24 protein-coding genes are annotated in these 26,608 nt (G+C 47.8%); 20 read left to right on the top strand and 4 right to left on the bottom strand.

Translation table 11 applies throughout. From position 1 onward, the window contains the following. Positions 1–10 precede the first annotated feature (10 nt). From BC351_RS39670 to BC351_RS39640, 7 genes are all read left to right on the top strand, one after another. Positions 11–733: an amino acid ABC transporter ATP-binding protein gene (locus tag BC351_RS39670; protein ID WP_079421304.1), complete on the top strand. Its 723-nt coding sequence runs from the start codon at positions 11–13 to the stop codon at positions 731–733. Positions 734–857: 124 nt separating this feature from the next. Continuing rightward, the gene (locus BC351_RS39665; protein WP_079421191.1) at positions 858–2,603 is read left to right on the top strand and encodes a sensor histidine kinase; all 1,746 of its coding nucleotides are present in this window, start codon (positions 858–860) and stop codon (positions 2,601–2,603) included. 7 nt (positions 2,604–2,610) lie between these two features. Then, entirely contained in the window at positions 2,611–4,167 is a 1,557-nt protein-coding gene (locus BC351_RS39660; RefSeq protein ID WP_079421190.1) for a response regulator, read from the top strand. A 149-nt stretch (positions 4,168–4,316) separates the two neighbouring features. Next, positions 4,317–4,985, top strand: coding sequence for an ABC transporter ATP-binding protein (locus BC351_RS39655; protein ID WP_079421303.1), 669 nt, complete (start codon positions 4,317–4,319; stop codon positions 4,983–4,985). Beyond that, positions 4,975–6,003, top strand: coding sequence for an efflux RND transporter periplasmic adaptor subunit (locus tag BC351_RS39650; RefSeq protein ID WP_079421302.1), 1,029 nt, complete (start codon positions 4,975–4,977; stop codon positions 6,001–6,003). The genes BC351_RS39655 and BC351_RS39650 overlap by 11 nt, the downstream gene beginning before the upstream one ends. A 20-nt stretch (positions 6,004–6,023) precedes the next feature. After that, positions 6,024–8,933 carry an ABC transporter permease gene (locus tag BC351_RS39645; RefSeq protein ID WP_079421189.1) on the top strand — a complete coding sequence of 970 codons (2,910 nt, stop codon included), beginning with the start codon at positions 6,024–6,026 and terminating at the stop codon, positions 8,931–8,933. 3 nt (positions 8,934–8,936) lie between these two features. Next, positions 8,937–9,818: an ABC transporter ATP-binding protein gene (locus tag BC351_RS39640; RefSeq protein ID WP_079421188.1), complete on the top strand. Its 882-nt coding sequence runs from the start codon at positions 8,937–8,939 to the stop codon at positions 9,816–9,818. A 60-nt stretch (positions 9,819–9,878) separates the two neighbouring features. Here the strand turns inward: BC351_RS39640 and namA are convergent, their stop codons facing one another. Next, positions 9,879–10,883: an NADPH dehydrogenase NamA gene (namA, locus tag BC351_RS39635; protein ID WP_079421187.1), complete on the bottom strand. Its 1,005-nt coding sequence runs from the start codon at positions 10,881–10,883 to the stop codon at positions 9,879–9,881. 167 nt (positions 10,884–11,050) lie between these two features. Here namA and BC351_RS39630 point away from each other — a divergent pair, with 167 nt between their 5' ends. From BC351_RS39630 to BC351_RS39615, 4 genes are all read left to right on the top strand, one after another. Then, positions 11,051–12,346, top strand: a complete 1,296-nt coding sequence (locus BC351_RS39630) for a homocysteine synthase (protein ID WP_079421186.1) — start codon at positions 11,051–11,053, stop codon at positions 12,344–12,346. A gap of 208 nt (positions 12,347–12,554) precedes the next feature. Then, positions 12,555–13,400, top strand: coding sequence for a M15 family metallopeptidase (locus BC351_RS39625; RefSeq protein WP_079421185.1), 846 nt, complete (start codon positions 12,555–12,557; stop codon positions 13,398–13,400). Positions 13,401–13,504: 104 nt separating this feature from the next. Beyond that, complete coding sequence (locus BC351_RS39620; protein WP_079421184.1) at positions 13,505–14,524, top strand: Gfo/Idh/MocA family protein; 1,020 nt, start codon at positions 13,505–13,507, stop codon at positions 14,522–14,524. A 33-nt stretch (positions 14,525–14,557) separates the two neighbouring features. Then, positions 14,558–15,502, top strand: a complete 945-nt coding sequence (locus tag BC351_RS39615) for a helix-turn-helix domain-containing protein (RefSeq protein ID WP_079421183.1) — start codon at positions 14,558–14,560, stop codon at positions 15,500–15,502. A gap of 87 nt (positions 15,503–15,589) precedes the next feature. On the opposite strand, the gene mtnA is transcribed toward BC351_RS39615, so the two are convergent. After that, positions 15,590–16,693, bottom strand: coding sequence for an S-methyl-5-thioribose-1-phosphate isomerase (gene mtnA / locus BC351_RS39610; RefSeq protein WP_079421182.1), 1,104 nt, complete (start codon positions 16,691–16,693; stop codon positions 15,590–15,592). Continuing rightward, the gene (gene mtnK, locus BC351_RS39605; RefSeq protein ID WP_079421181.1) at positions 16,690–17,916 is read right to left on the bottom strand and encodes an S-methyl-5-thioribose kinase; all 1,227 of its coding nucleotides are present in this window, start codon (positions 17,914–17,916) and stop codon (positions 16,690–16,692) included. The genes mtnA and mtnK overlap by 4 nt, the downstream gene beginning before the upstream one ends. 213 nt (positions 17,917–18,129) lie before the next feature. Here mtnK and BC351_RS39600 point away from each other — a divergent pair, with 213 nt between their 5' ends. From BC351_RS39600 to sufB, 8 genes are all read left to right on the top strand, one after another. After that, positions 18,130–18,579, top strand: coding sequence for a Dps family protein (locus tag BC351_RS39600; protein ID WP_079421180.1), 450 nt, complete (start codon positions 18,130–18,132; stop codon positions 18,577–18,579). Between the two features lie 90 nt (positions 18,580–18,669). Next, the gene (locus tag BC351_RS42645; RefSeq protein WP_158082389.1) at positions 18,670–18,840 is read left to right on the top strand and encodes a hypothetical protein; all 171 of its coding nucleotides are present in this window, start codon (positions 18,670–18,672) and stop codon (positions 18,838–18,840) included. A gap of 132 nt (positions 18,841–18,972) precedes the next feature. Next, complete coding sequence (locus BC351_RS39595) at positions 18,973–19,542, top strand: DUF1802 family protein (protein WP_079421179.1); 570 nt, start codon at positions 18,973–18,975, stop codon at positions 19,540–19,542. Positions 19,543–19,706: 164 nt separating this feature from the next. Beyond that, on the top strand, positions 19,707–20,537 hold the full coding sequence (sufC, locus tag BC351_RS39590; RefSeq protein ID WP_079421178.1) for a Fe-S cluster assembly ATPase SufC: 831 nt from the start codon (positions 19,707–19,709) through the stop codon (positions 20,535–20,537). 14 nt (positions 20,538–20,551) lie between these two features. Continuing rightward, positions 20,552–21,847, top strand: coding sequence for a Fe-S cluster assembly protein SufD (gene sufD, locus BC351_RS39585; protein ID WP_079421177.1), 1,296 nt, complete (start codon positions 20,552–20,554; stop codon positions 21,845–21,847). After that, a complete protein-coding gene (locus BC351_RS39580) occupies positions 21,844–23,070 on the top strand; it encodes a cysteine desulfurase (protein ID WP_079421176.1) in 1,227 nt (408 codons plus the stop codon). Before sufD ends, BC351_RS39580 begins: the two co-directional genes overlap by 4 nt. Next, complete coding sequence (gene sufU / locus BC351_RS39575) at positions 23,057–23,491, top strand: Fe-S cluster assembly sulfur transfer protein SufU (RefSeq protein ID WP_079421175.1); 435 nt, start codon at positions 23,057–23,059, stop codon at positions 23,489–23,491. The genes BC351_RS39580 and sufU overlap by 14 nt, the downstream gene beginning before the upstream one ends. A 62-nt stretch (positions 23,492–23,553) precedes the next feature. After that, positions 23,554–24,951 carry a Fe-S cluster assembly protein SufB gene (sufB, locus tag BC351_RS39570; protein WP_056834494.1) on the top strand — a complete coding sequence of 466 codons (1,398 nt, stop codon included), beginning with the start codon at positions 23,554–23,556 and terminating at the stop codon, positions 24,949–24,951. A 420-nt stretch (positions 24,952–25,371) separates the two neighbouring features. Here the strand turns inward: sufB and BC351_RS39565 are convergent, their stop codons facing one another. Further along, positions 25,372–25,800, bottom strand: coding sequence for a PH domain-containing protein (locus BC351_RS39565; protein WP_079421174.1), 429 nt, complete (start codon positions 25,798–25,800; stop codon positions 25,372–25,374). A 187-nt stretch (positions 25,801–25,987) separates the two neighbouring features. On the opposite strand from BC351_RS39565, the gene BC351_RS39560 reads away from it, so the two are divergent. Beyond that, entirely contained in the window at positions 25,988–26,491 is a 504-nt protein-coding gene (locus BC351_RS39560; protein ID WP_144028685.1) for a hypothetical protein, read from the top strand. The last annotated feature ends 117 nt before the right edge of the window (positions 26,492–26,608 follow it).

The raw sequence follows: 26,608 nt of genomic DNA, 5'->3' as shown, positions 1-26,608 counted from the left end.
GATGGGTGCAATGATTGAAGTTAGGAATCTAAAAAAATCGTTCGGGGATAACGTTGTGCTCCGAGATATTAGTGCGGATATTCAAAGCCAAGAGGTTCTTGTTGTGATTGGTCCTTCCGGATCAGGCAAATCGACGTTTCTGCGTTGTCTGAATCTGTTGGAACAGCCGGATGGCGGAAGTATCTTGATTCAAGGGAAGTCCATTATGGATCCGCTTAACAAAATCAATGAGATTCGCATGGAGCTCGGCATGGTTTTCCAACGGTTTCATTTGTTTCCACATAAGAAAGTTATTGATAATATCACACTAGCACCGATGCAAGTGAGAAAATGGCCGGAAGACAAAGCGCGCAAGAAAGCGCTGGAATTGCTTGAAAAGGTTGGGCTGGCGGACAAAGCGAATGCCCTTCCTGATTCGCTTTCAGGCGGCCAAGCACAGCGCGTAGCGATAGCCCGTGCGCTTGCGATGGAGCCGAAGATTATGCTCTTCGACGAGCCTACGTCAGCCCTTGACCCAGAAATGGTCGGCGAAGTACTGGCGGTTATGAAGCAGCTAGCCAAAGAAGGCATGACGATGGTTGTTGTTACCCATGAGATGGGCTTTGCCCGCGAAGTAGGCGACCGCGTCATGTTCATGGAGCAAGGGGTTATCGTTGAGGCGGGAAAACCTGAGCAAATTTTCGAGCATGCCCAGCAGGAGCGGACGAAATCATTTTTGTCCAAAGTACTCTAGCTAGCAGATAATAGAATTAAGAGAGAGGGTCGCAGGTCGATCCTCTCTTTTTATTTTGTATCTTTTTTCCAAAAGATAGTTTTATAATAAGGTTACTACCCACTTATGAATGCAAAGGTGATTTATGCCATCGCTATATTCAGATCTATTTAAGCGCTTCCAATTTCGCGTGTTTCTGTATTTGCTGCCGGTAACGGCGCTTCCGCTTGTCCTCGTCCTCTCAATATTTAGCCATCAGTTCGCTGCATACAGTGAGAAAACGCAAATGTCTCAAGTGGACCAAACGCATGACCAACTGTTGTTGAAAATGACACAGGAACTGCGTTATACAGCTGATACCACGCACCGCAGCGCAGTGGATTATGGCATAATCCGTTATGCGAAACTGACAGATTCTGCTGCAAATATGAAAGAAATCAAAGAATTGAATATCTACGCCAATACCCTGCTCTCTGAACAAATGCAGAAAAACCGCTACGTGGAACAGGTCTGCTTGACGTTACATGCAACGAACCGCACAATTTGCGCCCAAAGCTCGGAAGGGACGGAAGGTCTCGCTGCGCGCCTCAATGGCCCCTACAAAAGCTTTGAGCCTTTGGCAGCGGAAAACAGCAAATTTAAAGGTTATTTATTGACCTATACCGAGCCAATAACAGATAAGATTAGCATGCAAGAACTCGGCAAGGTAACAAGCTGGTTCAATATGAGTAAGTTGTGGAATGAGATGCTGGTGAAAACCTCCAATCAAGGCTATGCTCTGATCGATCCGCAGCAGCGAGTGGTGTATCGGGACGGTGTGTATCGCGGAGATGAATTTCAGGGGGAAAAGCCTGGCGATGATGTCCTGCAAACCGATCACAACGTTATTTATTCCATGAAGCATGTGGATGTAGGCGAAGGATTTTTGTGGAAGTCTTATTATGAAGCACCTCAATCGACAGCATCATTTTCCTATTATCGCACTGGGATCTTCTTGTCAGTAACATTGCTTATCCTTTTGTGCTTGGGCAGTTCTTTTCTTTTTGGGACCTATGTATCCAAGCCTTTGAATGTTTTGAAAACGCTGATGAGTCGAGCGGAGCTGGGTGATTTGAGAGCCTACTGGACAAGCAAAAGCTCCAAGGAATGGATGCAGCTGGGTGACAGCTACAATCAGATGTTGAACCGGTTGGAGGATTTGATTAAGCAGGTGAAAAGGGAAGAGTCTCTGAAGAAGGAAGCGGAGATGGAGGCTCTCCATTATCAATTGAATCCGCATTTTCTATACAATACGCTGAATACGATTAAATGGGTGGCGAAAATCCATAAAACGCCGCAGATTTCTGAGGTGGTCAGTGCGCTGGTTCGCTTGCTGCAAGCAAGCCTTGGCAAAAAGGGAGAGTTTATTCCTCTTCGGGAAGAACTAAGTCTCATCCATGATTACATGGCCATTCAGAAGTTTCGATATGGGGATCGAATTCAAGTGGAAACGGAAGCCGATGCGTTGACTCTGGGGTGTTTCGTTCCGCGAATGCTGCTTCAGCCGCTAGTCGAAAACGCGATTATTCATGGGATTGAACCAGCGAAACGAGAGGGCGTAATCAGGATTCGGACGTGGCTGGACCGTGATCTTTTGTTCTGCCAAGTGGAAGATAACGGGATCGGGATGCAGGTGAACGAGGGCAGCTCAGGCTGGAACGCGATCCATGACTTGAGTGAATCACAAGCTGGCAAGATGCGGAGAGAACGGATGAGCGGAATTGGCCTTTCTCATATTCGCGAGAAAATTAAATTGTATTATGGACCCCAATTCAAAATGCATATTGCAAGCAATCTGGGGGAAGGGACTACGATCCGCATGTCGCTCCCCATCCATCAAGAAGAGGAGTGAAGCTTAGATGAATGTGCTGGTGGTGGATGACGAACCGATTATTCGTCTAGGTTTACGTACGTTGGTGGACTGGGAGGCGAACGGATTTACGTATGCAGGAGATGCCGAGGATGGTTTGGAAGCTTGTGAGCTGCTGGATGCCTTGAATATTGATATCGTCATCACGGATCTGATCATGCCGCGAATGGACGGATTAGCTCTCATCCGAACATTAAAAGAGCGGAATCGGCCGATCAGTGCTGTTGTACTTAGCTGTATGGATGACTTTACTTATGTGAAGGAAGCGATGAAGCTGGGAGCCAAAGATTATATGCTCAAACCAACGATGGAGCCGGAGTCGCTGCTTGAAATCCTGCGTGTAGTTAAGCAGGATTTGGAACTGCTGCATAAGGAAAGAAAGGAGCTCCTGAGCAGGCAGCAGGAGCTGGAATCCTCAAAGCTCATGCAGCTGTCGGCGAAGCTGCAGGCTTATATACATACCGAACAAGGGGAGCCGGAGCTCCAGACGGCCTTGTTCGGTGCAGAAGAAGCCAGCAGCCTGGTCAGTCTGCTGCTGGATACAGGCTCCAGCGCGGCCGAGGCCGACTGGCGCTGGACCGGCTGCTTGGCTGCGCTGCCGCTGGCCACCGGCTGTGTGCTGCTGCTCGTTCCTGCAGCAGCGCAGCAACCAGGCGACGACGCAGACGCCGTCGTCTATGCCGCAGCCGCGGCGCTGGAGCGCGCCGCGAAGGTCCGGCTGCCGCAGGCGCCGGACTGGTTCATCGGAGCCGGCGTCATCGTCCGCCGGCTCGCGCAAGTGAAGCCAGCCGCGGCGCTGCACGCGCGGCAGCGGCAGGAGCGATTCTACAGCAATGGCTGGAATCGCCTGATCTTGCAAGCGCCGGATGCCGCGAGCCGGCCAGCTTCGCTGCCGTATGACATCCGCAGCGACTTGCTGCGCTGTATCGTTCACGATAACAGCGAGGGATATTTGCATCATGCGGAAGAGCTGTGCCGCAGATTGAAGGAGCAGCGCCCGGATAAGGAGAAAGTAGTCTCCTTTATCCAGGAGCTGCTTGCCCTTGCCGCTGGCTACGCGCGCGAGCGCGGCTGTGCGGAGATCGAACGTTATGAAGAAACGTTCGTTTACAGCAATGCGCTGAACGCTTGCAGCCGTTTTGAACAAGTGAAGGAACTGCTGCTCCAAGCGATGACAATGCTGATGGACAGCCGCTGGGCAGCAGGCAAAGAGCACCAGCATCGCTCCAACAATCCATTTATCCGCAAAGTGACGACCTATATGAGGGACAACTATGCCTCTCCGATCAGTACTTCCGATATGGCTGACCATGTCAGGCTGAGCCGCAGTTATCTTAGTGATTTATACAGCAAAGAGGTAGGGGAGTCGCTCAGTGAAACCTTGACCCGAATCCGCATGGAAGAAGCTAAGCAAAGATTGCGAACAGGTGAGATGAAAGTATATGAAGTAGCAGAGGCCGTTGGTTTCCCGGATGCCAAAACATTTGCCAAGACATTTAAGCGGGTGGTCGGCTGCTCGCCGAAAGAGTTTGAAAAGCCGATATAGGCACCTAACAAATAGACACCATATCCAACATGGACTGTCTATTTTTTTATCGCCTTTGGGTTTACATTTAGAAATAGGTTCATCAGAGCAGGAACAGTAGGCTGATAAAAGAGGTGCTGACATTGAAAGAGCATGAAGATCAAGTGCCGATGGTGCAGGCCATCGGGGTTACGCGTGTTTTTGGGAAAGGAGCTGGCGCCGTTCATGCGTTGAAGGGAGCAAATTTAAGCATTCCTAGAGGCAGACTTGTCGCGCTGCGCGGAAGATCAGGCTCCGGCAAAACTACGCTGCTGAATATATTAGGGGCACTCGACCATCCTTCGGAGGGTGCTGTTTATTTAGAAGGGCTTGAGATCAGCAGCTTGCCCGAATCTAAGCGCAATGAAGTCAGGCGCGAGCAGATTGGACTGATCTTTCAATCCTTTGCCCTTGTGCCTTATATGTCGGCTTATGAGAATGTGGAATTTGGCTTGCGCATATCCGGAATCCACCCCAATCAATACAAAAAGCTGGCGGAAGAAGCGCTTGATTTCGTGGGGCTGAAAGCCCGCATGAAGCATCGTCCTTATGAGCTTTCAGGGGGAGAGCAGCAACGAGTAGCCATTGCCAGAGCGATAGCGCACAAACCCAAATTGATTTTGGCAGACGAGCCTACAGCAGAATTAGACAGCCGAATGGGTCTGCAAGTGCTGAAATTATTCAAGGATTTGGTGCAAGCGGGAATGACGATTATGATGACAACGCATGATTTGGCGATTATGGAAATTGTAGATGAAGTGTATGCATTGGAGGATGGTACCATTGTCGATGAAGGTTAATAAATTTGCTTCAGCTCTTGCTCTGCTAATGGGGGTTGTGTGCATACTTGCCGGATGCTCACTGCTGCCTCGAGAGGAGGGGGCCCTGAAGCCGCCTTTAGTCAAACCCGTGAAAGAAAACTTTGAGCTGTATGAAGTGAAGAGAGGCAATTTGACCAAAAAAGCAAGCTTGGTAGGAACGTTCAGGTCGAGCCAAACAACTAACTACTATTTCAAAGAATCGGATCATCGATTGAAAGCGATGCACATTAAACTGGGGGATACGGTTAAGCCTGGTGATGTTCTAGTGGAATTAGAAGTGGGAGATCTGGAAACGCGAATCGCGCTGCAGAAATTAAATCTGGAAAAAGCGCAGATTGCAAGCCTGCAAACACAACAAACAAATCAAACCTATGAGGCCCGTCTCAAAAAGATTGATGTGGAGGCTGCGCAGCTGCAATTGTCCTCCCTTCAGGATCAATTGGGGAAGACTAGGCTTAAGGCTGACAGGGCGGGCATCGTTACCTATGTAACCGATATCCAGGAAGGAAGTGTTGTAGAAGCTTTCGGGACCCTAGTAACGCTTTCAGATCCGAATAAATTGCAATTATCCTATGAATCATCGGACAGCGGGGCACTCACCGGTATTGAGGTTGGCATGAATGTGGATGTGAAACTCGGAAATTCCGAGAAGATCGTTCAAGGTAAGGTTTTGCAAACGCCTTCAAGCGCTCCAGTGACGACGAATAAAGCACTCGCGGAAAGAAATGCGAAGACGATTATCGCGTCGGTTCCGGAGGGGATAGAAGGAGTGCAATTCGGCAGCTCCGGCGACATGACTATTATTATTGAGAAACATGACAATGTTCTGGTTATTCCGAGAACAGGTCTTCGCAGTTATTTAGGGAGAGATTATGTGCAGGTGCTGGAAGGTGAAAGCCGCAAGGAAATTGATGTTGAGAAGGGACTTGTCACACCGACAGAAGTGGAAATCCGCACGGGACTTAAGGAAGGTCAGAACGTTATTTTAAACAACTAACACTGTTTAGGAGGATTGCAATGGCTTTATTTCTGATGATTCTCCGTAAAATGGTCAAAAACCGCTGGTTGGAGCTCAGCCTTCTAGTCGGGCTCATTATTTCGGTTGCGCTCGCCAGCTCCATGCCGATCTATACCCATGCCATCTTGCAGCGCATGCTGATCAAAGATTTGGAAGTCGGGCAAACGGATACGAAGCAATATCCCGGACAAGTGTACACCTATACTTATTTCATGGAAGAAGCGGAAAAGGGGACTATTAATAACCGGCTTCTGGCGGAAACAGATGCTTATTTGGTCGAGCAAAGCAAAAAGTTCGGTGTGCCTGTGCTGCTTTCTGCGATTTCGCGCAATACGATGTCTTTCGAGCTTGTCCCAAGCGATCCCGCAAAAATAGATCCCAAAGTGAACCGGACTGCCGGACTGACGGCGATGTCGGATTTGGATAAGCATATCCGTATTATAGACGGTGTTGCCCCCGCTTCTGAACCGGTGAACGGCGTATATGAAGCATGGGTTTTCCCGGAATTGTTGACCCAATTCAAAATCGTACTCGGCAGCGAATTCACGATTGCCAGCAAGGACCTGAAGCAGCCTATTCGCATTAAGCCGGTTGCTGTCATTGATCGTTCCGATTACGCGGATTTGTATTGGACGAATAATATGAACGACCTGCGGTCGAAACTATTTATTCCATATCCGCTGTTTGAGAAGGATTTCATAGCGAACAATACGTTCAAAAACTTATTTTCCTACATGACCATTGTCCTTGATTATCATCAACTGAAATTAGAAGGGATAGGGACGTATACCCAGGCGAATGAGCGGTTGGATACCTTTTTAAGCAACAATTTCAATACGTATACGCTCAAAAACCCTGCCATCGCAACGCTGAAATTGTATGGAGAGAAAGAAAAGAAGCTCAGGACTATGCTCTGGTCACTTAATGTGCCGGTTAGTATCTTGCTTGCTTTCTACTTATTCATGGTGGCTAATCTGATTACGGATCGGCAGAAGACAGAAATCGCTGTGCTGCGTAGTCGAGGAGCCAGTCGCTTGCAAATTGTGTTTGGCTATGTCGTTGAAGGTGTCTTGTTAGGCAGTGTGGCTTTGCTTATCGGCCCTTTTCTGGGCCTGGAGCTAACCAAAATATTGGGCGCTTCCAATGGTTTTCTTGAATTCGTCCAGCGTGCCTCCATGGAAGTTAAGCTGAACCAAGAGGCCTATCAGTACGCTATCTTTGCGGTTATTGCCTCCGTGTGCATGACGCTGATACCCGCTATTCTGGCTACGCGTGCTACCATTGTTGGGCACAAGCAAACGATGGCGAGGAAGAACAAGCATTCTTTTGTTCATAAAACGTTTCTTGATGTGATCCTATTAGCCGTCTCCATCTATTTGTTGCAAAGCTTTGATCGACGCATGAGTGATCTGGTCTCACTGGGCTTGGATTCCATGGATATGAAAGTAGATCCTCTGCTCTTCCTTGTGCCTGCCTTATTCATATTCGCTATGGGCTTATTCCTGCTGCGTATTTATCCTTGGGTCATTCAATTGATCTATTTGATTGGTCGAAAATGGTGGCCGCCCTATCTGTATTCCACCCTGCTGCAGGTCGGCAGATCCACGACACAATATCAATTCATTATGCTTTTTATCATTATGACCTTGGCTACAGGTTTGTTTAGCGCAAGTGCGGCTCGCACGATGAACAAGAACATCGAAGAGAAGATTCGTTATAAGAATGGGGCGGATATCGTTCTGCAGACCAAATGGGAGAATGATGCGCCTCCGCCGCAATCAGGGCCGGCCAGCGGTTTTGGAGAAACAGAGAAAACCCAGCAGCCGATAGTCAAAAAGCGCGTGCAATATACGGAACCTCCGTTCCTTCCTTTCACGCAGCTGACGGGAGTGGCATCAGCGGCTCGGGTGTTTCAGAAAAAGGATGCTGCTATCACCTTGGGCAAAGAATCCCGTCGAACCCGGCTAATGGGCATTGATACGGATGAATTTGGTCAAACGGCTTGGCTTCGCGATCATCTATTGGATCATCATTTCAATGACTACTTGAACCTGCTTGCCTCCAATTCGAAGGCTGTGCTTATTTCTAAATCTGTTGCTGATGAAATGGGAGCATCGGTGGGAGATGTCGTTCGATTGGGGTGGGATGGGGTGGAAGGAGCCACATTTATTGTTTATGGGATCATTGATTACTGGCCAAGCTGGAACCCCAATCCAATCTTAACCGCAGCCTCCGTTTCGGGAAGCAGTTCTTCAAGCTCTGGCAAGCAAGTGAGGGCGGACGCGCCGAAGATCGTTATCGGACATCTTTCCTACATTCAAAACAACCTGGCCGTGGAGCCCTATGATGTCTGGTTAAAGCTGAAGCCTGACACAACAAGCCAAGCTTTGTATGATGAACTGGTGATTAAACATATGTCTATCGAAAATATGACCGATACGAAACAAATGCTGATTCGCACCAAAAACGATCCGTTTCAGCTGGCCGTGAACGGTGTGATGACGCTTGGTTTTTTGATTGCCATCGGCATCAGCTTTATCGGGTTTCTTCTGTACTGGGTGTTGTCATTGTCTGGTCGGATTTTGCAATTCGGGGTATTCCGGGCGATGGGGATTTCGTTCGGCCAGCTAATCGGCATGCTTATCGCCGAACAGTTGTTAACTTCTGGAGCTGCCGTGCTCATTGGCATGATGACAGGCACTACGGCCAGCCGATTATATGTGCCTTTGTTCCAATTAACATTCGACTCATCGAGCCAGGTGCCGCCTTTCCAAGTCAGCTTTGATCCGAATGATCAATGGCATCTGTACGTCATTGTTGTGGTAATGATCGGCACAGGTCTTCTGCTTCTCGGTACGATGATGTCCAGAATCAAGATTCATCAAGCCGTTAAGCTTGGGGAGGATTAAGTTATGATTCATTGTGAGAATCTAGTTAAAATTTATAAAGCTGCTGACATTGAAGTCGTTGCCCTGCAAGGGCTGGACCTCCAGATTGCGGAGGGAGAGCTGATGGCGATTATCGGGAACAGCGGCAGCGGGAAATCGACGTTGCTGAACATGCTGGGAGGATTGGACCGACCTTCGGCTGGCAATTTGCATGTGGACGGGAAAGATTTACTGAAGTTTAAGGAAGCCGATCTGGTCAAGTATAAAAGAGAGACGGTTGGCTTCGTCTGGCAAAATAATGCGCGCAACCTGATTCCTTACCTGACAGCCTTGGAAAATGTGGAGCTGCCGATTCTCCTGCAGGGCCGGCGCAAGCGACTGCGTGCTTTGGAACTGCTGGAAGCTGTGGGCTTGAGCCACCGCAGAAACAACAAGCTGAGTCAGCTTTCAGGCGGTGAACAGCAGCGGGTGGCGATTGCGATTGCCCTTGCGAATCAGCCGAGGCTGCTGCTGGCGGACGAACCGACGGGCTCCGTGGATACGAAGATGGCGAATCAGATTCTCGATCTGTTTCGTGAACTGAACCGCACCTTTGGTTTAACCGTTGTGATCGTCACGCATGATCCCTTGCTGGCCAAGAAAGTAGATCGTGTCGTTGCTATTCGTGACGGCAAGACCTCCTCGGAAATATTAAGACGTAAATCTTATCAGGAGGAGCTGCTGGAAATGGAACAAGGCCTTATTGCTGAGGGAGAATCACATGTGGAATATGCGGTTGTCGATAAAGCAGGCCGATTGCAGATTCCGGCAAATTTCCTGGAATCCATCGGCGCTTCCAGTACGAACAAAGTTCGTGTTGCCATGGAGGATGGACGCATCGTTCTTCTTCCTCCGGAGAAATCGTAACGGGCCGTGCCAACAAGCTGAGCCTGCGGTAAAGGCAGGCTCAAGCGCCGTGCCTAACCATTACCAACCGCGCGTATAAGGAATCGGCGCTTCTAATTCAGCGTGCAATCTGATCGCTGCTGTCCGTGGCCAATAGGGATCTCGCAGCAAAGCTCTGCCGATGAAGATAAGATCGGCTCGTTCGTTCCGGAGAATTTCTTCCGCCTGTTCAGGCTCCGTGATGAAGCCTACCGCACCCACGGCAATGTTAGCCTTGGCGCGGATTTCTTCGGCGAAAGGCACTTGATAGCCTGGATAGGTTTGCGGAATAACAGGGAATGTCCCTCCGGAGCTGACGTCGATGAGATCGACGCCCAATTCTTTCAGCTTTGCGGCGAAAAAAGCATGATCCTGCGGGGTAAGCCCGCCTTCTAAGTACTCATGTGCAGAGATGCGCACAAAAAGAGGACCGTCCCACCGCTTTTTGACAGCGGCAATGACGTCGTTTAAGAATCGGAAACGTCCCTCGAGGTCGCCGCCATACGCATCCTTCCGCAGATTGATAAGCGGGGATAGAAACTGGTTGATGAGATAGCCATGTGCAGCATGAATTTCAATGACGTCAAATCCAGCTTGTTTGGCACGGTGCGCAGCATCGCCGAACGCTGCAATTGTCTCTTGGATTTGTTCAAGCGTAGCTTCATCGGGTGTTTTGAAGGTATCGGAGAAAGGAATGGCCGAAGGAGCGATAATGGGCGTATCCAATACAGCTTTACGACCAGCATGTGCAAGTTGAATACCAATATTCGAGCCTTGAGCGTGAACGGAATCAACAACACGCTTCAAGCCTGCTATCTGGGTGTCATCCCATATGCCCAGATCTCGGGGGGATATTCGCCCTTGGGCTGTAACGGCGCTAGCTTCCACGATAATGAGACCAACCTGACCAACGGCACGTGTCGCATAGTGAACATAGTGCCAATCTTTGACTTCGCCGGAGTCGTCCGAGGCATACATGCACATTGGTGACATAACGATCCGATTTTTGAGGGTAACCTCTTTAATGGTGTAGGGCTGAAATAGCATGCAAACACGTCCGATCTAAAATGGTTTAGAAAAATATGCCAATGTGATATATTGACTAGGACTGGATGTTTCCTTTAAAATAATTGTATACTATTCCAGTAGGAATTATCAAGTATAAAGAGGCGCCAGCGAAATCATGATACTTTTATCCTAGGAGGCATGTTTAAATGTCAGGTTCAGAACGCCAGTACTTACCGGAAACACTCGCAATTCATGCAGGTCAAGTCGTTGATCCAACAACGAATTCAAGGGCTGTCCCGATTTATCAAACGACATCCTATGTATTTAATGACACGGATCATGCGGCGAATTTGTTTGCACTGAAAGAGTTTGGCAATATTTATACGCGTATTATGAACCCAACGACGGATGTTTTCGAGAAAAGGATTGCCGCACTGGAAGGCGCTCCGGCAGCACTTGCTGTTGCTTCCGGGCAAGCAGCTATCACGTTCTCGATCTTGAACATTGCTGAAGCAGGCGATGAGATTGTTGCGGCGTCTTCTTTGTATGGCGGAACTTATAATTTATTTGCAAATACGCTGCCTAAGTTGGGGGTTAACGTCAAATTCGTTGATCCGAGCAATCCAGACAATTTCCGAGCTGCCATTACCGACAAGACCAAAGCACTCTATGCAGAGTCGATCGGCAACCCTAAGGGCGACATTCTGGATATTGCAGCTGTAGCAGCGATCGCCCATGAGAATGGCATCCCATTAATTATTGACAATACGTTCCCAAGTCCCTATCTGCTGAGACCAATTGAACATGGAGCTGATATTGTTGTTCATTCTGCAACGAAGTTCATTGGCGGTCACGGAACGACGATTGGCGGCGTCATTGTGGATGGCGGGAAGTTCGATTGGGCTGCAAGCGGCAAATTCCCAGGTCTAACGAAACCAGACCCAAGTTACAACGGGGTTGTATATACAGACGCTGTTGGCCCAATTGCATACATCATCAAAGCACGCGTTCAATTGCTTCGCGATCTAGGGGCATCGCTTTCTCCGCAAAGCGCATTCTTATTGCTTCAAGGACTGGAAACGCTGCATTTGCGCATGGAACGACACAGCTCGAACGCGCTTAAAGTCGCTCAGTATTTAGAGGCGCACGAGAACGTCGAGTGGGTGAGCTATGCCGGTTTAGAAAGCCATCCATCCTACAAGCTTGCACAGAAATATTTGCCAAAAGGTCAAGGCGCTATTCTTAGCTTCGGAATCAAAGGCGGCGTAGAAGCGGGCAAGAAGCTGATCCACTCTGTGGAGCTATTCTCCCATCTGGCCAATGTCGGCGATTCCAAATCATTAATTATTCATCCTGCGAGCACGACACATTCCCAATTGAATGAGCAGGAACAAGCATCGGCTGGTGTTACTCCGGGACTTATTCGCCTGTCCGTTGGGACAGAAGCGATTGAAGATATCATTTACGATTTAGAGCAAGCGATTGCGGCTAGTCAAGCTTAAACGGCTGAGGTCAATTCGAACCACGTCAAAACTTGAATCCTCACACCATTACGCATAAAATATGAGAAGGCTGCGATCTAGGCGCAAAACCTATTTGGCAGTCTTTTTTATTTATAAATCTGCGATTTGTTCCTTGCAACTTTTGCCGCAGGTTTAAAGTCTATTTCATGTGTAAGTTTTACAACGTTGAGGAGGCAGACTGTAAATCATGAATCAAACAATGAAATATTCGCTGGCCATACTTTTGGCGCTAACCATAGTAGCGGGGTGCAGCAACAAGGCGGAAGTCACGCCAACTACCAGTCCAACAGAGAAAGAGAGCTCTAAGCCAGCCACAGGGACAGCGACACCTTCACCTGCAACGAGTCCTGCTGCATCGGCCAAAACAACACCCAAACCGACATCGGCGGCTACGGCTGCACCAACGAGCTCGCAAGCACCGCCGAAGAGTGGCGCCGTCCAGGTTATCGCCAAACCGGAAAGTGTCACGGTGCTGGTGAATAAGCAGAATTCGCTGCCCTCCAGCTATGAGCCGACGGATTTGGTTTATCCCGACATTCCTTTTGTATTCGCAGAAAAAATAGAAAAACGGAAAATGCGCAGCACGGCTGCAGGTGCGATTGAAAAGCTTTTTGCTGGTGCGGAGAAGGACAATATCCACCTATCCGGCGTTTCGGCCTACCGCTCTTTCGCGACGCAGAAATCCGTCTTCCAGCGCTATGTCCTGAAAGATGGCGAAGAGAAAGCGAAGACGTACAGCGCTGTTCCTGGTACGAGTGAGCATGAAACGGGACTGGCGATTGATGTCACAGGCAGTGACGGCAAATGTGCAGCCGAAGATTGCTTTGGCGGGACGAAGGAAGCGAATTGGCTTGAGAAGCATGCGGCGGAATATGGATTTATTATCCGTTATCCGAAAGGAAAAGCGGATATTACCGGTTATCAGTACGAGCCATGGCACATTCGGTATGTGGGAGTAGATGTTGCCAAAGAGATTGCCGCCAAGAAGGTAACCATGGAAGAATATTATAACGCAGTCCCGGTTGCTAAGTAGAAGTTGATGTCGCTATATTGCACCTTGATGTGTCGCTAATTCGAAATTTATCAACCTGCCTTGTCATGATACAATGATTCCAAGTCACTTATTTGGAGGATACTATGATAAAAGTAGCGATGTTAAGCTTTTGGCATGTACATGCAGGGGATTATGCGAAACAAGTAACGGAACATGCAAATACGGAGATTGTTGCCGTATGGGATGAGCTTCCGGCAAGAGGACAACAAGAAGCGGAGAAGCGCGGTGTTGCCTTCTATGAGAATTTGGCTGAACTGCTTGCCAATCCAGAGATTGACGCGGTTGTCATCGATACACCGACGAACTTGCATCGCGAGGTTATGGTTGCTGCTGCGAAGGCAGGTAAACATATTTTTACCGAGAAAGTTATTGCTCCGACTTTGAAGGAAGTGAATGAGATTCTGGATGCCGTGAATGAAGCAGGCGTGACGTTAACGGTTTCACTGCCTCGTTTGAATTCAGCTTCTACACTGGCAATTCAAGAAATTGTGGAGAAGGAGCTGCTGGGCACGCTCACACTGGTGCGCACGCGCTTATCTCATAATGGCGGGATTTCCACCGAGTCTAATCCGAATGGCTGGTTGCCGGAGCATTTCTACAATGCTGAGCAATGCGGCGGCGGAGCGCTAATTGATTTGGGCTGTCATCCGATGTATTTAACACGTCTACTGCTTGGACTTCCAGAAGCTGTAAGCGCTTCTTACGGGTATGTAACGGGGAGAGAAGTCGAGGATAATGCCGTTGCGACGCTTCAATATGCGAACGGGGCAATTGGGGTTGTGGAAGCGGGATTTGTTAACGCTTTTTCACCATTCGTCATTGAAGTTCACGGAACAGATGGCAGTGTACTCTATTCAGAGCATGATGGAAGAGTCTTGATCCGTTCCAATAAGCTTGCTGAAACAAATGACCAATGGACCGCCTATGAGAATTGGCCTGCGGAAAGAATCTCGGCGTTTGATCAATGGGTCAGCCATATCCAAAATGGTACAAAAGCCGAAACCAATATTCAGCTTGCTGTAGATTTAACGAAATTGATGGAAGCTGCCAACCAATCCGTTGCTAAGAAACAACAGATTCGTGTTGATTCTTTAACGCAATAATTGTTTCGCTACGACAGGGAGGATGTTCATCTAATGAGTCAGCCATTCTATTATGAACCCATGCTCGAAAATCCGACGGCTTTAGATCGCTTAGATTTGAGCTTCCGATGGGGCTCCTATGGTCTTCGGGTGTTGCGCTGCCATCTGACATCCTTCCCTGCAGGAACAATTATCGATTTTCACCAACATTCTGAATTTGAAATTCATTACATCCCCTATGGAAAAGGCAGCGTGAACTTGGATGGCGTCACGCATGCCCTGCAGGAGGGGATGCTTTACGTTACAGCGCCTGGAGTGAGCCATCGTCAGGAAGCCGATAAGGGCGAGGAAATGGGCGAGCTCTGCTTGCATGTGGATATTGTCAAGTTGACGGAAGAAGATCAAAGTGAGCTGACGAATGCGTGGGGTGAAGCTTGGGAAATTGCTGAAGCGGATGCCTGTATTCGCCAACTAAGCGAGCTTCCTCATGTTCCAGCTTTAGACCGTCAGGAAGCAATGAAATGTTTTCTTGTCGCGTACGAAGCATGGCGCAGCAACCAACTTGGGCAGTACACCATTATCAAGCAGTCCATTGTACAGATGCTGCTGCGGACAGTTGGAGCTTATAAAGCCGATCCGCACGGTTTAAACCTGCCTGCCCGCGATATGAAGAGCTACCGTTATCAGCTGGCGATCCAGTTTATTGAAGACAACTACCGGCGTCCATTAACGCTGGAAGGAGTGGCTGAACGAGTTCAAATCAGCTCGAGGCAGCTGCAGCGTATTTTCAAGGAACAGGCAAATCTCTCGTTTAGCGAATATTTAGAGCAGGTTCGTTTAAAACATGTTTGCAATGAGCTGCTTCAAACCTCGCTAACGTTAGAGAAAATCGCCGAAAGCAACGGTTTCGCCTCCAGCAATTATCTGCATTATGTTTTCAAAAAAGCGCATGGCGTTACGCCTAACCGTTATCGGGATAATGGTTTGCTTCAGGGGTGAAACGTCATTAGGGATAGAACAAAGAACCTTCCGCCACGTACAGTGGTTTGGAAGGTTCTTTGGCTTACTGCGGGAGCTGCGCGAGCTCTATTCAAAAAGCTTGCGCAGGTTCTCGGTGTAAGGAGCTTGTACGATTCCTTTTTCAGTAATAATAGCTGTTACATATTCGTTAGGCGTAACGTCGAAGGCCGGGTTAAATACTTTCACGCCTTTGGGTGCTGTGCGTTTGCCGAACCCCTGCGTGATCTCGTCTTCGTGACGTTCTTCAATCGGAATGTCTCCGCCAGTTGGTGTGTTTAAATCAATCGTGGAAAGCGGGCTCGCCACGTAGAAAGGGATTCCGTGGGCTTTGGCCAGCACGGCTACGCTGTATGTGCCGATTTTGTTGGCTACGTCTCCATTAGCCGCGACACGGTCGGTGCCTACGATGACGGCTTGAATCCAGCCCTTGGACATGACCGCACCGGCCATGTTGTCGCAGATCAGCGTCACGTCGACGCCGGCTTGCTGGAGTTCGAAGGCTGTCAGCCGTGCGCCTTGCAGCACGGGCCGGGTCTCGTCGGCGAACACTTTGATGTTCAAGCCTTGTTCTTTGGCCAAGTAGAACGGCGCTAACGCTGTGCCGTACTTGGCTGTCGCCAAACCGCCGGCGTTGCAGTGCGTCAGCACGCCGAAGCCATCTTCGAACAGCGTTAACGCATGTTCGCCGATACGGCGGTTCGTCTCCTCGTCCTCCGCTTGAATCTTCTGCGCTTCGTCCAGGAGCGCTTCCTTGAAGGCAGCCGGGCTAACGCCCTCGGCTGCCAATCTTCCCGCATGCGCTCTGATGCGATCGAGCGCCCAGAACAAGTTCACCGCTGTCGGACGGGACGTCGCCAGATAGTCGGCTTGCTTCTGGACTTCCGCCAGAAGCCCGTTGGCCGCAGCATCCACTTCACGGATGCCCAGATATACCCCATACGCGGCGGCGATGCCGATGGCTGGCGCGCCGCGGACCTTTAAGTGCTGGATCGCTTCCCATACCTGTGGAGCAGTTTCCAGCGGCAAATAAACGATTTCTTCCGGGAGCAGCCGTTGATCCAACAGATCAAGCTGCTGGCCGTTCCAGCGCAAGGACTGCAAAGCTCCTTGGATTTCCTGATTTTCAGCTCCAGTGTTGGGCAATTCGATGTTGTTGTTTGTGTTTGTCATAGTGCAAATCCTCTTTCTACAGCTGTTTCTTTGGTCACGATGGCAATAAGCTCATCGATAGAAGTGACTTGGCGATTGATGCGAATGAGCGCTTTGCCCAGATCTAATGCCAAACGCTGTGCTCGCTCTCTAGCCGCAGCATCTTCGATTTTATCAATATCGGCGACATGCGCCAGTCCGACAATACGGCGGACCATTTTGGCACCTGTGAAACCGACGGTGTCTTGAAGCAGATTAGTTAAGAAATAATCTTGATACCCGGCCGTTTGGAAAACACGATCCACGCCATGCTCGTTCCACAAGGAGCGGAAGTTCGCTTCGAAATGTGTCCATACGTCTTTCACCGTTTGCAACAAATAGCTGCGATACGCAGCGCGGCTCTCATCATCCTTGCTCCAGCCTTCTTGCGCAGCGAAATTGAGGATGAGGTTAGCCAGCACAGCGCCAATATCGAATCCCATAGGTCCATAATAAGCGAATTCTGGATCGATGACTTTGGTTGAATCTGCCTTGATGAAGATACTGCCTGTATGCAGATCGCCATGAAGAAGGGCTTGCGCGCTGGTCAAAAATTTCTGGCGAAGAATCGCCACTTCAAGATGAAGCGCATGGTCAGTCCAAAGCTGTTCAGCAGCATCCCGAATCTGAGCTTCGATATTGTTCGTTTCCGCATCACGGTAAGGATCGTCGAAGATCAGGTCCTCTGTGATTTTGCAAAGCTCCGGATTGATGAACCGACCTTGCTGAATTTTTTTATCCTGCTGGTTTTTGCCCAGATCAGAGGTGAAGAATAAAGTAGTAGCTAGGAAACGACCGATATGCTCGGCAAAAAGCGGGTATTGGTTCCCTTCAATTAACCCTTTGCGCATAATAACATGGTCACTCAAATCTTCCATGACCGTTAGCGCAAGATCAGCATCATAGGCATATACATGAGGCACGAGATCCGGGTTCAGTGCTTCTTCAATCAGCAGCGCTTCACTTTCAATACGTGCACGATCCAGCGTTAACGGCCACGATTCGCCGACAACTTTGGCATAAGGAAGAGCTTGCTTCAAAATGATACTTTTCCCAGTGGCCGTTTCGGATATGCGAAAAACGAGATTTAGGTTGCCGTCGCCAATTTCTTGGCTTGCAAGGTCAGAGCCCTCTTGAAATAAATTAGGAATTTGACGCGAGTAAGCAATGGCTTGAACTTCCGTTAAAGGATGATAAGTGGACATATCGAAAGCCTCCTATGAGTCATTGGAATTAATTCCAACTAATTTACTGTGTATTAGTCATCTTTTCCTAGTATAAGGCAAAATGTTGCTGCATGAAATACAAACTTCGGAAATGTTGCATAATCTACATAAAATAATTGTTTCTAACGTAAATTAGCGTGTACAAGCATATTCGTCAGCAGTTCACCAAGACAACTTAAGGAGGCTTTCATCATGAATACGACGTTAACACAATCCATCCCGGCTGTTCTCAATAAGCAAATCGCAAATTGGGGCTTGCTGTTTGTGAAGCTGCACAATTTTCATTGGTATGTCAAAGGCAATCAATTTTTCACGCTGCATGTTAAATTTGAAGAACTCTATAATGAAGCAGCTCTTCACGTGGACGAGCTTGCCGAACGGTTGTTGTCCATGGGTGGGCAGCCAGCCGCTACGATGAAGGCGTACCTCGAGTTGTCATCGCTCAAAGAAGCATCGGGAAGCGAGACAGCGACGAAAATGGTCGAAGCGGTCATTGAAGACTTCACGATTCTTACTCAGGAATTGAAAGCAGGCATGCAAGCCTGTGAAGAAGTGCAGGATGAGACGACGTCGGACATGCTTTTGGCTATCCAAACCTCTTTGGAAAAGCATCGCTGGATGCTGCAATCGTTCCTGGGCTAGTCCTTATTTACAAAATCTTCAATCTGAGCAAACATGTATCTGATAAAACAAGGCTATAATAAAAGCAAAACAGTTCCGGAGGCTATTGTCATGATGAAAATCCTGAATGTCCTGCTTGTTATGGCCGCGTGCGCTTTTCTCCTTCTGATGGCTTTCGGCGCTGATACTCCATCTGAAACAGCGGATCCGAATCCGATGAAACAGAACCAAGATCAGTTTGCCCGAATCCAACATTCGTATTACGCAGAAACATCAAAATAAAATAAATAGAAAGGATGGCCTTCTAGGGTCATCCTTTTCTTTTGTTTATGCTGACGCAGGCACTCGGTTTGTTTTGCTCCACAAAATTCCTTATAATAAAAGGATTAATGTGGGGAACGAGGAGTTGGCATCATGGGGAAACCAAAGGCCTTGAAAGAATGGGCATCGGCTGTTGAAGCTCTGGAAACGGGAAAACAAATTTTTATTATGCGCAAAGGAGGTATTGCGGAGGAGACAAGAGATTTCCAAGTGGAATCAAATGATTTTTTTCTTTATCCGACGTATGAGCACCAGAGAAAGGAATTGCTGAAAGAAGCATACCGAGGCGTTATCGACGAGACTTTGGTAGGTTGGAGTGCGGAAGATACTCACATCAGGCTGACCGCTTTTGCTCGGATGATTGAAGATATCGAAGTGAGCGATCAAGAGCAATTGAATAAATTGTTGCCTTTTCACATCTGGACGGAGAACTTCACGGACGAAAGATTAAAGTGGAAACGCAAAAATCCCCTGCATATTATGCTGTTAAGAGTGTACCAATTGGAGCAGCCTTTGCTGATTCCAATCGAACAAGCTTATATTGGCTGCAAGTCATGGATTGAGCTGCAGGCTGACTTTCCAAGTGATGCTTCTATGGTTCCTGTTATAGGTGACGAGGAATTTGCCCGGCAGGCAGCCGAAATCAAGCAAGCTTTGGCGTAATTTAAAGCAGCATTTTCAGAAAATGCTTGGATTTTTAGCCTAAGTGCCCTTTCTTGATTTGTCATAGTAAGTTATAATAGAATTATTCTAATGAGAATCAATGATAATCATTCATTTTGATTGTCGTGTATCTAGTACATCTAAACATTATGGAGGCTTAAGAAATGGCGAATTCATCAACATTTACAATAGACGGTCTGAAAGCGAACGTCGAAGGAAAGGAAATTTTGAAAGGCCTTAGCTTGGAAATTAAAGGCGGAGAAATTCATGCCATCATGGGACCAAACGGTACAGGTAAAAGTACATTGGCATCCGCGTTGATGGGTCACCCGAAATATGAAGTTACAGAGGGTTCTGTTACTTTAGACGGTGAAGACGTTCTGGAAATGGCTGTTGACGAGAGAGCACGCGCTGGATTGTTCTTAGCTATGCAGTATCCAAGTGAAATCACTGGCGTAACGAATGCTGACTTCCTGCGCAGCGCAATGAACGTTCGTCGTGGTGAAGGCAACGAAATTTCTTTGATCAAGTTTATCCGTCAAATGGAAGCAAAGATGAAACAACTTGAAATGAACCCAGAGTTCATGCACCGTTATTTGAACGAAGGCTTCTCCGGCGGTGAGAAGAAACGTAACGAAATTCTGCAAATGCTGCTGCTTGAGCCGAAATTCGTGATTTTGGATGAAATCGACTCCGGTCTTGATATCGATGCTTTGCGTATCGTAGCTGAAGGTGTGAATGCTATGCGCAGTGAAGACCGCGGTTTCTTGATCATTACGCATTACCAACGTTTGCTCAACTACGTTAAACCTGATTTTGTACATGTTATGATGCAAGGTCGTATCGTAAAATCCGGTGGTCCTGAGCTTGCTGAGCGTCTGGAAGCGGAAGGCTACGACTGGATCAAAGAAGAACTCGGCATCGTGGATGAAACCGTTGGTCAAGACGCGGAAGAATTCAAAGTTCCAATGAACACGACTGCGCCGAAGTACTAATCAGGAGGAATACCATGAGCACTCAAACAACACTTTCCATAGATTCTAACGCTGTCATCGAGCTCTCCCGCAGCAAGCAAGAGCCGGAGTGGATGACTGCCCTTCGTACAGAAGGGTTAACGTTAGCGAATTCTTTGGAATTACCTGTACTAGAGAAAACAAGAATTGATCGTTGGAGCATTTCCTCCTACGGTTCCTATAAAACGCAAGCTCCTTTAACTTCTATAGATGATTTGCCTGAAGTTGCCAAAGGTTTGGCTAACTCGGATAACTTGATTGTTCAACGCAACTCCGGGATCGTATACAGCCAAGTTGCTGAAGAATTGAAAAAGCAAGGCGTCATCTTCACCGACCTGGAAACAGCGATTCGCGATCACGCGGATCTGGTGAAGCCTTACTTCATGAAAGCGATCGAAGCGAACGAAAATCAGCTTATGGCGCTGCACGCGGCTCTTTGGAACGGCGGTATTTTCATCTATGTTCCCAAAGAAGTTCGTGTCGATATTCCGCTACAAGCTTTGTTTGTTACGGACGATGCAGAAGCTACTTTTGCTCCTCACGTATTGATCGTTGCCGAGCAGTTCAGCTCCGTAACGTATGTAGATAACTATGTTTCTGCGCTGTCTGGAGCTCCATTGGTGCAAAACGGCGTCGTGGAAATATTCCTGAAACCGGGCGCGCGCGTAAATTATGCGTCCATTCATAATTTGGAAGAATCCGTAACGGATCTGACTTACCGCCGGGCTGTCATTGATAATGATGCCAGCGTGCAATGGGTAGTCGGAGAAATGAACTACGGCAATACCCTTTCAGATACAACTTCGATTCTTAAAGGCAAAGGCTCTGATTCCGATGCCAAAGTGATCTGTGTTGGTACGCAAGAACAAAAGCTGAACCTGACAACACGCGCTGTTCATTGGGGGAAAGCTTCAACAAGCGATATGATTACTCGTGCCGTTATGAGAGATGGCGCAACCGCGATCATCAACGGAATTACCAAGATCGAAAAAGGCGCAACTGGCTGCAACGGTCAACAAACTGAGAAAGTATTGATGCTCAGTCCCAAAGCACGCGGCGACGCTAACCCGATCCTGTTGATTGACGAAGATGATGTTAAAGCGGGCCATGCAGCAAGCGTTGGTCAAGTAAATGCGGAGCAAGTTCATTACTTGATGTCCCGTGGTATTACGAAGGAAGAAGCTCAACGTCTAATCATTTACGGATTCCTGGCACCAGTTGTGTCCGTTATTCCAATTAAAAGCGTTGAAGAACAGCTGCAAAGCTTAGTGGAGAGGAAGCTGGGACAATGAGACCTGCTGAGATACGTGAACTTTTTCCCATCCTAAAGCAAGAAGTGAACGGTCATCCTCTGGTGTACTTGGACAGCGCTGCAACTTCCCAGAAGCCTATTCAGGTGATTGAAGCACTTAAGCATTACTATGAATGGGACAATGCGAACGTTCACCGCGGGGTTCATACACTAGGTTCTCGTGCCACGGATGCTTATGAAGGAGCAAGAGCTAAGGTTGCCAAATTCATAGGCGCTTCCAGTGAGCAGGAAATTATTTTCACTAGAGGCACAACGACAGCTATTAACATTGTGGCAAGCAGTTATGCGAGATCGATTCTGCGTGAAGGCGATGAAATCGTCCTCACGCCGATGGAGCATCACAGCAACCTGATCCCTTGGCAGCAAGCTGCCAAAGCGACAGGAGCCGTTCTCAAATATATTCCGTTACAGCCAGATGGCACGATTCTGCTTTCTGATGTTGAAAATGTGATTACGGATCGCACCAAAATCGTCTCGATCGTGTATGTCTCTAATGTGCTTGGCGTCATTAATCCCGTTAAGGAAATCGCCAAGATCGCTCACAAGCATGGCGCGAAGATTATGGTCGACGGTGCACAGAGTACTCCTCATATGAAAGTGGATGTGCAGGATCTGGATTGTGATTTCTATGGACTTTCCGGTCACAAAATGTGTGGCCCTACCGGAATCGGGGCATTGTATGGGAAGAAGGCCTTGCTTGAAAGCATGGAGCCCGTTGAGTTTGGCGGCGAGATGATTGACCATGTAGATTTGTATGAATCGACATGGAAGGAACTGCCTTGGAAGTTCGAGGGCGGAACACCTATCATCGCAGGAGCTGTTGGTCTTGGGGCTGCCATTGATTTTCTGCAGGAAGTCGGCATGGACACTATTTTCAAACATGATATAGAGTTGACGAATTATGCGATGGAACGTATGACGCAGATCGAAGATCTGGTTGTTTATGGGCCAACTCACAATCGTGCGGGGCTCGTAACATTCAATCTGGGCGATGTGCATCCACACGATGTAGCAACCGTTCTGGACGCGGAGGGAGTTGCTATACGTGCCGGCCACCACTGCGCTCAGCCATTGATGAGATGGCTAGAAGTAAGCAGTACGGCGCGCGCAAGCTTCTATCTCTATAATTCCGAAGAGGATATTGACCGTCTTGTGATGGCCTTACAAAAAACAAAGGAGTACTTCGGCCATGCAATTGGATGATTTATACCGTAGAGTGATTATGGATCACTATAAAACACCGCGCAACCGTGGGAAATTTGAGTCTGGCGAAGCCGTTACCGTTGATTTGAACAATCCTACCTGCGGCGATAAAATTTCACTGCAAATGCAGGTGGAAGATGGTATCGTGAAGTTGGCAAAATTCACAGGCGAAGGCTGCTCGATCAGCTTATCCTCGGCATCCATGATGACGGATGCGGTCAAGGGCAAGACGATCGAAGAAGCGCTGAAGATGGCTGAAAATTTTTCTGGCCTAATGAAGGGCGAATCTGTAGAATTTGAATATGAAGATATAGAAGCATTATCGGGCGTGAATAAATTCCCTGCACGGATCAAATGTGCAACGCTGGCATGGAATGCACTGCGCAAAGGCATTGAACAATCCCAGAAGACCGATAACTAACGCGCAAGCGACGCATAAAGCAGCAGTTCAAGCAATACCAAAGCACTAAGGAGGAATCAATCATGGCTAAACAAATGCCGGATCTCGAGGATTATAAATATGGTTTTAGAGACGAGCACAAATCGATTTTCCAATCGGGTAAAGGCTTAACTCGTGAAATCGTTGAAGAAATCTCCCGAATTAAAGGCGAACCGGAATGGATGTTGGAGTTCCGTCTGAAATCATTGGAGCAATTCTTCAAAATGCCAATGCCACGTTGGGGCGGCAACATGGATGATCTTGATTTTGACGATATCCAGTACTACGTAAGACCTTCTGAGAAGCAAGGTAAAACGTGGGAGGAAGTTCCAACAGAAATCAAAGAAACGTTCGACAAGCTGGGGATTCCAGAAGCGGAACAAAAGTTCCTTGCTGGTGTATCCGCACAATACGAGTCTGAAGTTGTTTATCACAGCATGCAAAAGGAACTCGAAGACCAAGGCGTTATCTTCACAGATACGGATACGGCGCTTCGTGAATATCCAGAGCTGTTCAGACAATATTTCGGAACGATTATTCCGCCAAGCGACAACAAATTCGCTGCGTTGAATAGTGCGGTATGGTCCGGTGGTTCTTTCATTTACGTACCAAAAGGCGTGAAATGTGAAGTTCCTCTTCAAGCTTACTTCCGTATCAACTCCGAGAACATGGGTCAATTCGAGCGTACATTGATCATTACCGACGAAGAAAGCTTCGTGCATTACGTAGAGGGCTGTACAGCTCCTATTTACAGCACAAACTCCCTTCACAGTGCGGTAGTTGAGATTGTATGTCTCAAAAACTCCCGTGCTCGTTACACAACCATTCAAAACTGGGCACCTAACATCTACAACCTCGTTACCAAACGTGCGGTTGCCGAAGAAGGCGCTACTATGGAATGGGTTGATGGCAACATTGGATCCAAGCTGACAATGAAATATCCGGCAGTTGTGCTTAAAGGCCGCGGCGCTAAAGGGATGGTTCTTTCCATCGCAGTAGCAGGCAAAGGCCAGCACCAAGATGCAGGCGCCAAAATGACGCATCTGGCTCCGGATACAACATCAACGATCGTGTCCAAATCGATCTCCAAGCACGGCGGTAAAGTAACGTACCGTGGTCTCGCTTCCTTCGGACGCAACTCCCAAGGTTCCAAAGCGAACATCAAGTGCGATACGCTGATTCTGGATAACGAGTCCACGTCGGATACAATTCCTTACAATGAGATCATGAACGACAACATCACGTTGGAGCATGAAGCAACAGTATCCAAGGTTTCTGAGGATCAATTGTTCTACCTCATGAGCCGTGGTTTGACTGAGGCTGAAGCAACGCAAATGATCGTAATGGGCTTCATTGAGCCATTTACGAAAGAACTTCCAATGGAATATGCTGTTGAGATGAACCGTCTTATCAAATTTGAGATGGAAGGCTCCATCGGCTAATCAATTTGTCCATACCAAAACCTTCAATCCCATGCTTGCGCGTGGTGTTGAAGGTTTTTTGTTGGTTTAGATATTGTTGTTGGTTTAGATATTTAGATTTGCTCAACTTGCTGCTGATCTGTAGGCGACAAAGCCTGATAGGAGATCTGTTCGCTATACCGCGGCTAGGTGGTAACCGTTGGCAGCAGCAGTTGAGAAGCCTGCGATTATGCAGGCTTCTTCAGTAAAATCGGTAAAAAGGAAGGAATGCCTGCAATTGTGCAGGTATTTCTTCCTTTTTTGAGCTGAAACTGAAAATGAGCCGCAAATTGATGCATATTTGCAGGAATTTACCAATATAGCGTATGAATAGAGCTAAAAAGATGCACAATTGCATCTTTTTGCTTACTCCAAGCCAAGTGAAGGAAGTCATTCAATGACTTATGAATTAATGCGCTTGCGGTTCTGGCTGGCTAGCGAAAGAATAGCTACATAAAAAGGCTGGAGGTTGAACTTTTTACCAAATTCGAATTTGTAAGCTGCCGTTTTGGCATCATTGGCTTTATAGTACGGTGAAGTGATGTAATGAATGGTTAATTCGCTGTCGTCATAGCCGGTGCCGGCAGTTTCCATGGTTACTTCGTAAATGGAGTCGAGTTCAATTGAAGCTACGCGCGTTTTTTTACCTGTCACGCCTTGATGATCAACGAGAATAATTCTTTCATCTGTAACGATAAAGCTATCCCGTACCAGCTTAAATCCGGTCGTTATTCTCTCATTGGGCATGAGATAGATGCCATATTGTCTAGTGAGTTCATCGACGGAAACTTCTGAGAAATTACCTAAAAGTCCATTTAAAAAACCTGCCATAGTTATCCCTCCTCGTTTCATATTATTCCCAGCATTCGGCCAAAAGAAGTGAAATCCTTATAACCGCTCTCCGTCTTGAGACGGACGGTTAAGCCTACCAGAGACGGTTATACGAACGCAAGGATGTTGCTATACTTAGAACAATGAATGCCTGGAGGTCCAGGCAGAGAAGTGAGGGAAGCACGATATGAGCGGAATGAACTGGTTTAATGGCATGTGGGAAAGCAAAGGTTGGAATCAACGTGAGATCGATTACCAATGGCCCTCACCGTCTTTACCTATTATTAACATTCAAACAGGTGGATTAGGCAAAGGCAGAAAAAGGGTAGCCATCGGCGTTATTGCTGTAGGGGATATTGCGATTGGCATATTCTCAGTTGGGGCTGTCAGTGTGGGGGTTTTCTCTTTTGGCGCTGTAGCGATCTCTTGGCTGTTGTCATTAGGAGCTGTTGCGATGTCGAGTTATTTGGCAGGCGGAGCTGTTGCTATTTCGAATTGGTTCTCTATCGGAGCTGTGGCTATTGGAGATACGGCTGTGGGGGCAGTTGCTATCGCTAGGACAGCTATTGGGGCAGTGGGAATTGGAGAAACGGCTTATGGCGTTGTTGCGATAGGTCAGCATGGCTTTGGATTAATTCCAATCACCTATGATGTAATCAAATGGATCACAGGATTATTTAAATCCAACTGAATTGATCTTATGCAGGAAGCCTGCTTCCAACATGCTCCATGAAGGTTAGAACTCCCTTTCATGCATATTTACATGCTCCTTTTCTCACCCTATTAAGGATTATAATGTGTCTTTAAA

Source organism: Paenibacillus ferrarius, from assembly GCF_002027705.1.
Classification (GTDB): Bacteria; Bacillota; Bacilli; order Paenibacillales; family NBRC-103111; genus Paenibacillus_E; species Paenibacillus_E ferrarius.
Note: the sequence above shows the minus strand (reverse complement) of the source record. Positions and strands in the feature narration are given on the sequence as shown.

Excerpts from the sequence above, each read along its gene's own strand:
- BC351_RS39670 (WP_079421304.1), top strand. The coding sequence starts at position 11 with ATGATTGAAGTTAGGAATCTAAAAAAATCGTTCGGGGATAACGTTGTG.
- BC351_RS39665 (WP_079421191.1), top strand. The coding sequence starts at position 858 with ATGCCATCGCTATATTCAGATCTATTTAAGCGCTTCCAATTTCGCGTG.
- BC351_RS39660 (WP_079421190.1), top strand. The coding sequence starts at position 2,611 with ATGAATGTGCTGGTGGTGGATGACGAACCGATTATTCGTCTAGGTTTA.
- BC351_RS39655 (WP_079421303.1), top strand. The coding sequence starts at position 4,317 with ATGGTGCAGGCCATCGGGGTTACGCGTGTTTTTGGGAAAGGAGCTGGC.
- BC351_RS39650 (WP_079421302.1), top strand. The coding sequence starts at position 4,975 with ATGAAGGTTAATAAATTTGCTTCAGCTCTTGCTCTGCTAATGGGGGTT.
- BC351_RS39645 (WP_079421189.1), top strand. The coding sequence starts at position 6,024 with ATGGCTTTATTTCTGATGATTCTCCGTAAAATGGTCAAAAACCGCTGG.
- BC351_RS39640 (WP_079421188.1), top strand. The coding sequence starts at position 8,937 with ATGATTCATTGTGAGAATCTAGTTAAAATTTATAAAGCTGCTGACATT.
- namA (WP_079421187.1), bottom strand. The coding sequence starts at position 10,883 with ATGCTATTTCAGCCCTACACCATTAAAGAGGTTACCCTCAAAAATCGG.
- BC351_RS39630 (WP_079421186.1), top strand. The coding sequence starts at position 11,051 with ATGTCAGGTTCAGAACGCCAGTACTTACCGGAAACACTCGCAATTCAT.
- BC351_RS39625 (WP_079421185.1), top strand. The coding sequence starts at position 12,555 with ATGAATCAAACAATGAAATATTCGCTGGCCATACTTTTGGCGCTAACC.
- BC351_RS39620 (WP_079421184.1), top strand. The coding sequence starts at position 13,505 with ATGATAAAAGTAGCGATGTTAAGCTTTTGGCATGTACATGCAGGGGAT.
- BC351_RS39615 (WP_079421183.1), top strand. The coding sequence starts at position 14,558 with ATGAGTCAGCCATTCTATTATGAACCCATGCTCGAAAATCCGACGGCT.
- mtnA (WP_079421182.1), bottom strand. The coding sequence starts at position 16,693 with ATGACAAACACAAACAACAACATCGAATTGCCCAACACTGGAGCTGAA.
- mtnK (WP_079421181.1), bottom strand. The coding sequence starts at position 17,916 with ATGTCCACTTATCATCCTTTAACGGAAGTTCAAGCCATTGCTTACTCG.
- BC351_RS39600 (WP_079421180.1), top strand. The coding sequence starts at position 18,130 with ATGAATACGACGTTAACACAATCCATCCCGGCTGTTCTCAATAAGCAA.
- BC351_RS42645 (WP_158082389.1), top strand. The coding sequence starts at position 18,670 with ATGATGAAAATCCTGAATGTCCTGCTTGTTATGGCCGCGTGCGCTTTT.
- BC351_RS39595 (WP_079421179.1), top strand. The coding sequence starts at position 18,973 with ATGGGGAAACCAAAGGCCTTGAAAGAATGGGCATCGGCTGTTGAAGCT.
- sufC (WP_079421178.1), top strand. The coding sequence starts at position 19,707 with ATGGCGAATTCATCAACATTTACAATAGACGGTCTGAAAGCGAACGTC.
- sufD (WP_079421177.1), top strand. The coding sequence starts at position 20,552 with ATGAGCACTCAAACAACACTTTCCATAGATTCTAACGCTGTCATCGAG.
- BC351_RS39580 (WP_079421176.1), top strand. The coding sequence starts at position 21,844 with ATGAGACCTGCTGAGATACGTGAACTTTTTCCCATCCTAAAGCAAGAA.
- sufU (WP_079421175.1), top strand. The coding sequence starts at position 23,057 with ATGCAATTGGATGATTTATACCGTAGAGTGATTATGGATCACTATAAA.
- sufB (WP_056834494.1), top strand. The coding sequence starts at position 23,554 with ATGGCTAAACAAATGCCGGATCTCGAGGATTATAAATATGGTTTTAGA.
- BC351_RS39565 (WP_079421174.1), bottom strand. The coding sequence starts at position 25,800 with ATGGCAGGTTTTTTAAATGGACTTTTAGGTAATTTCTCAGAAGTTTCC.
- BC351_RS39560 (WP_144028685.1), top strand. The coding sequence starts at position 25,988 with ATGAGCGGAATGAACTGGTTTAATGGCATGTGGGAAAGCAAAGGTTGG.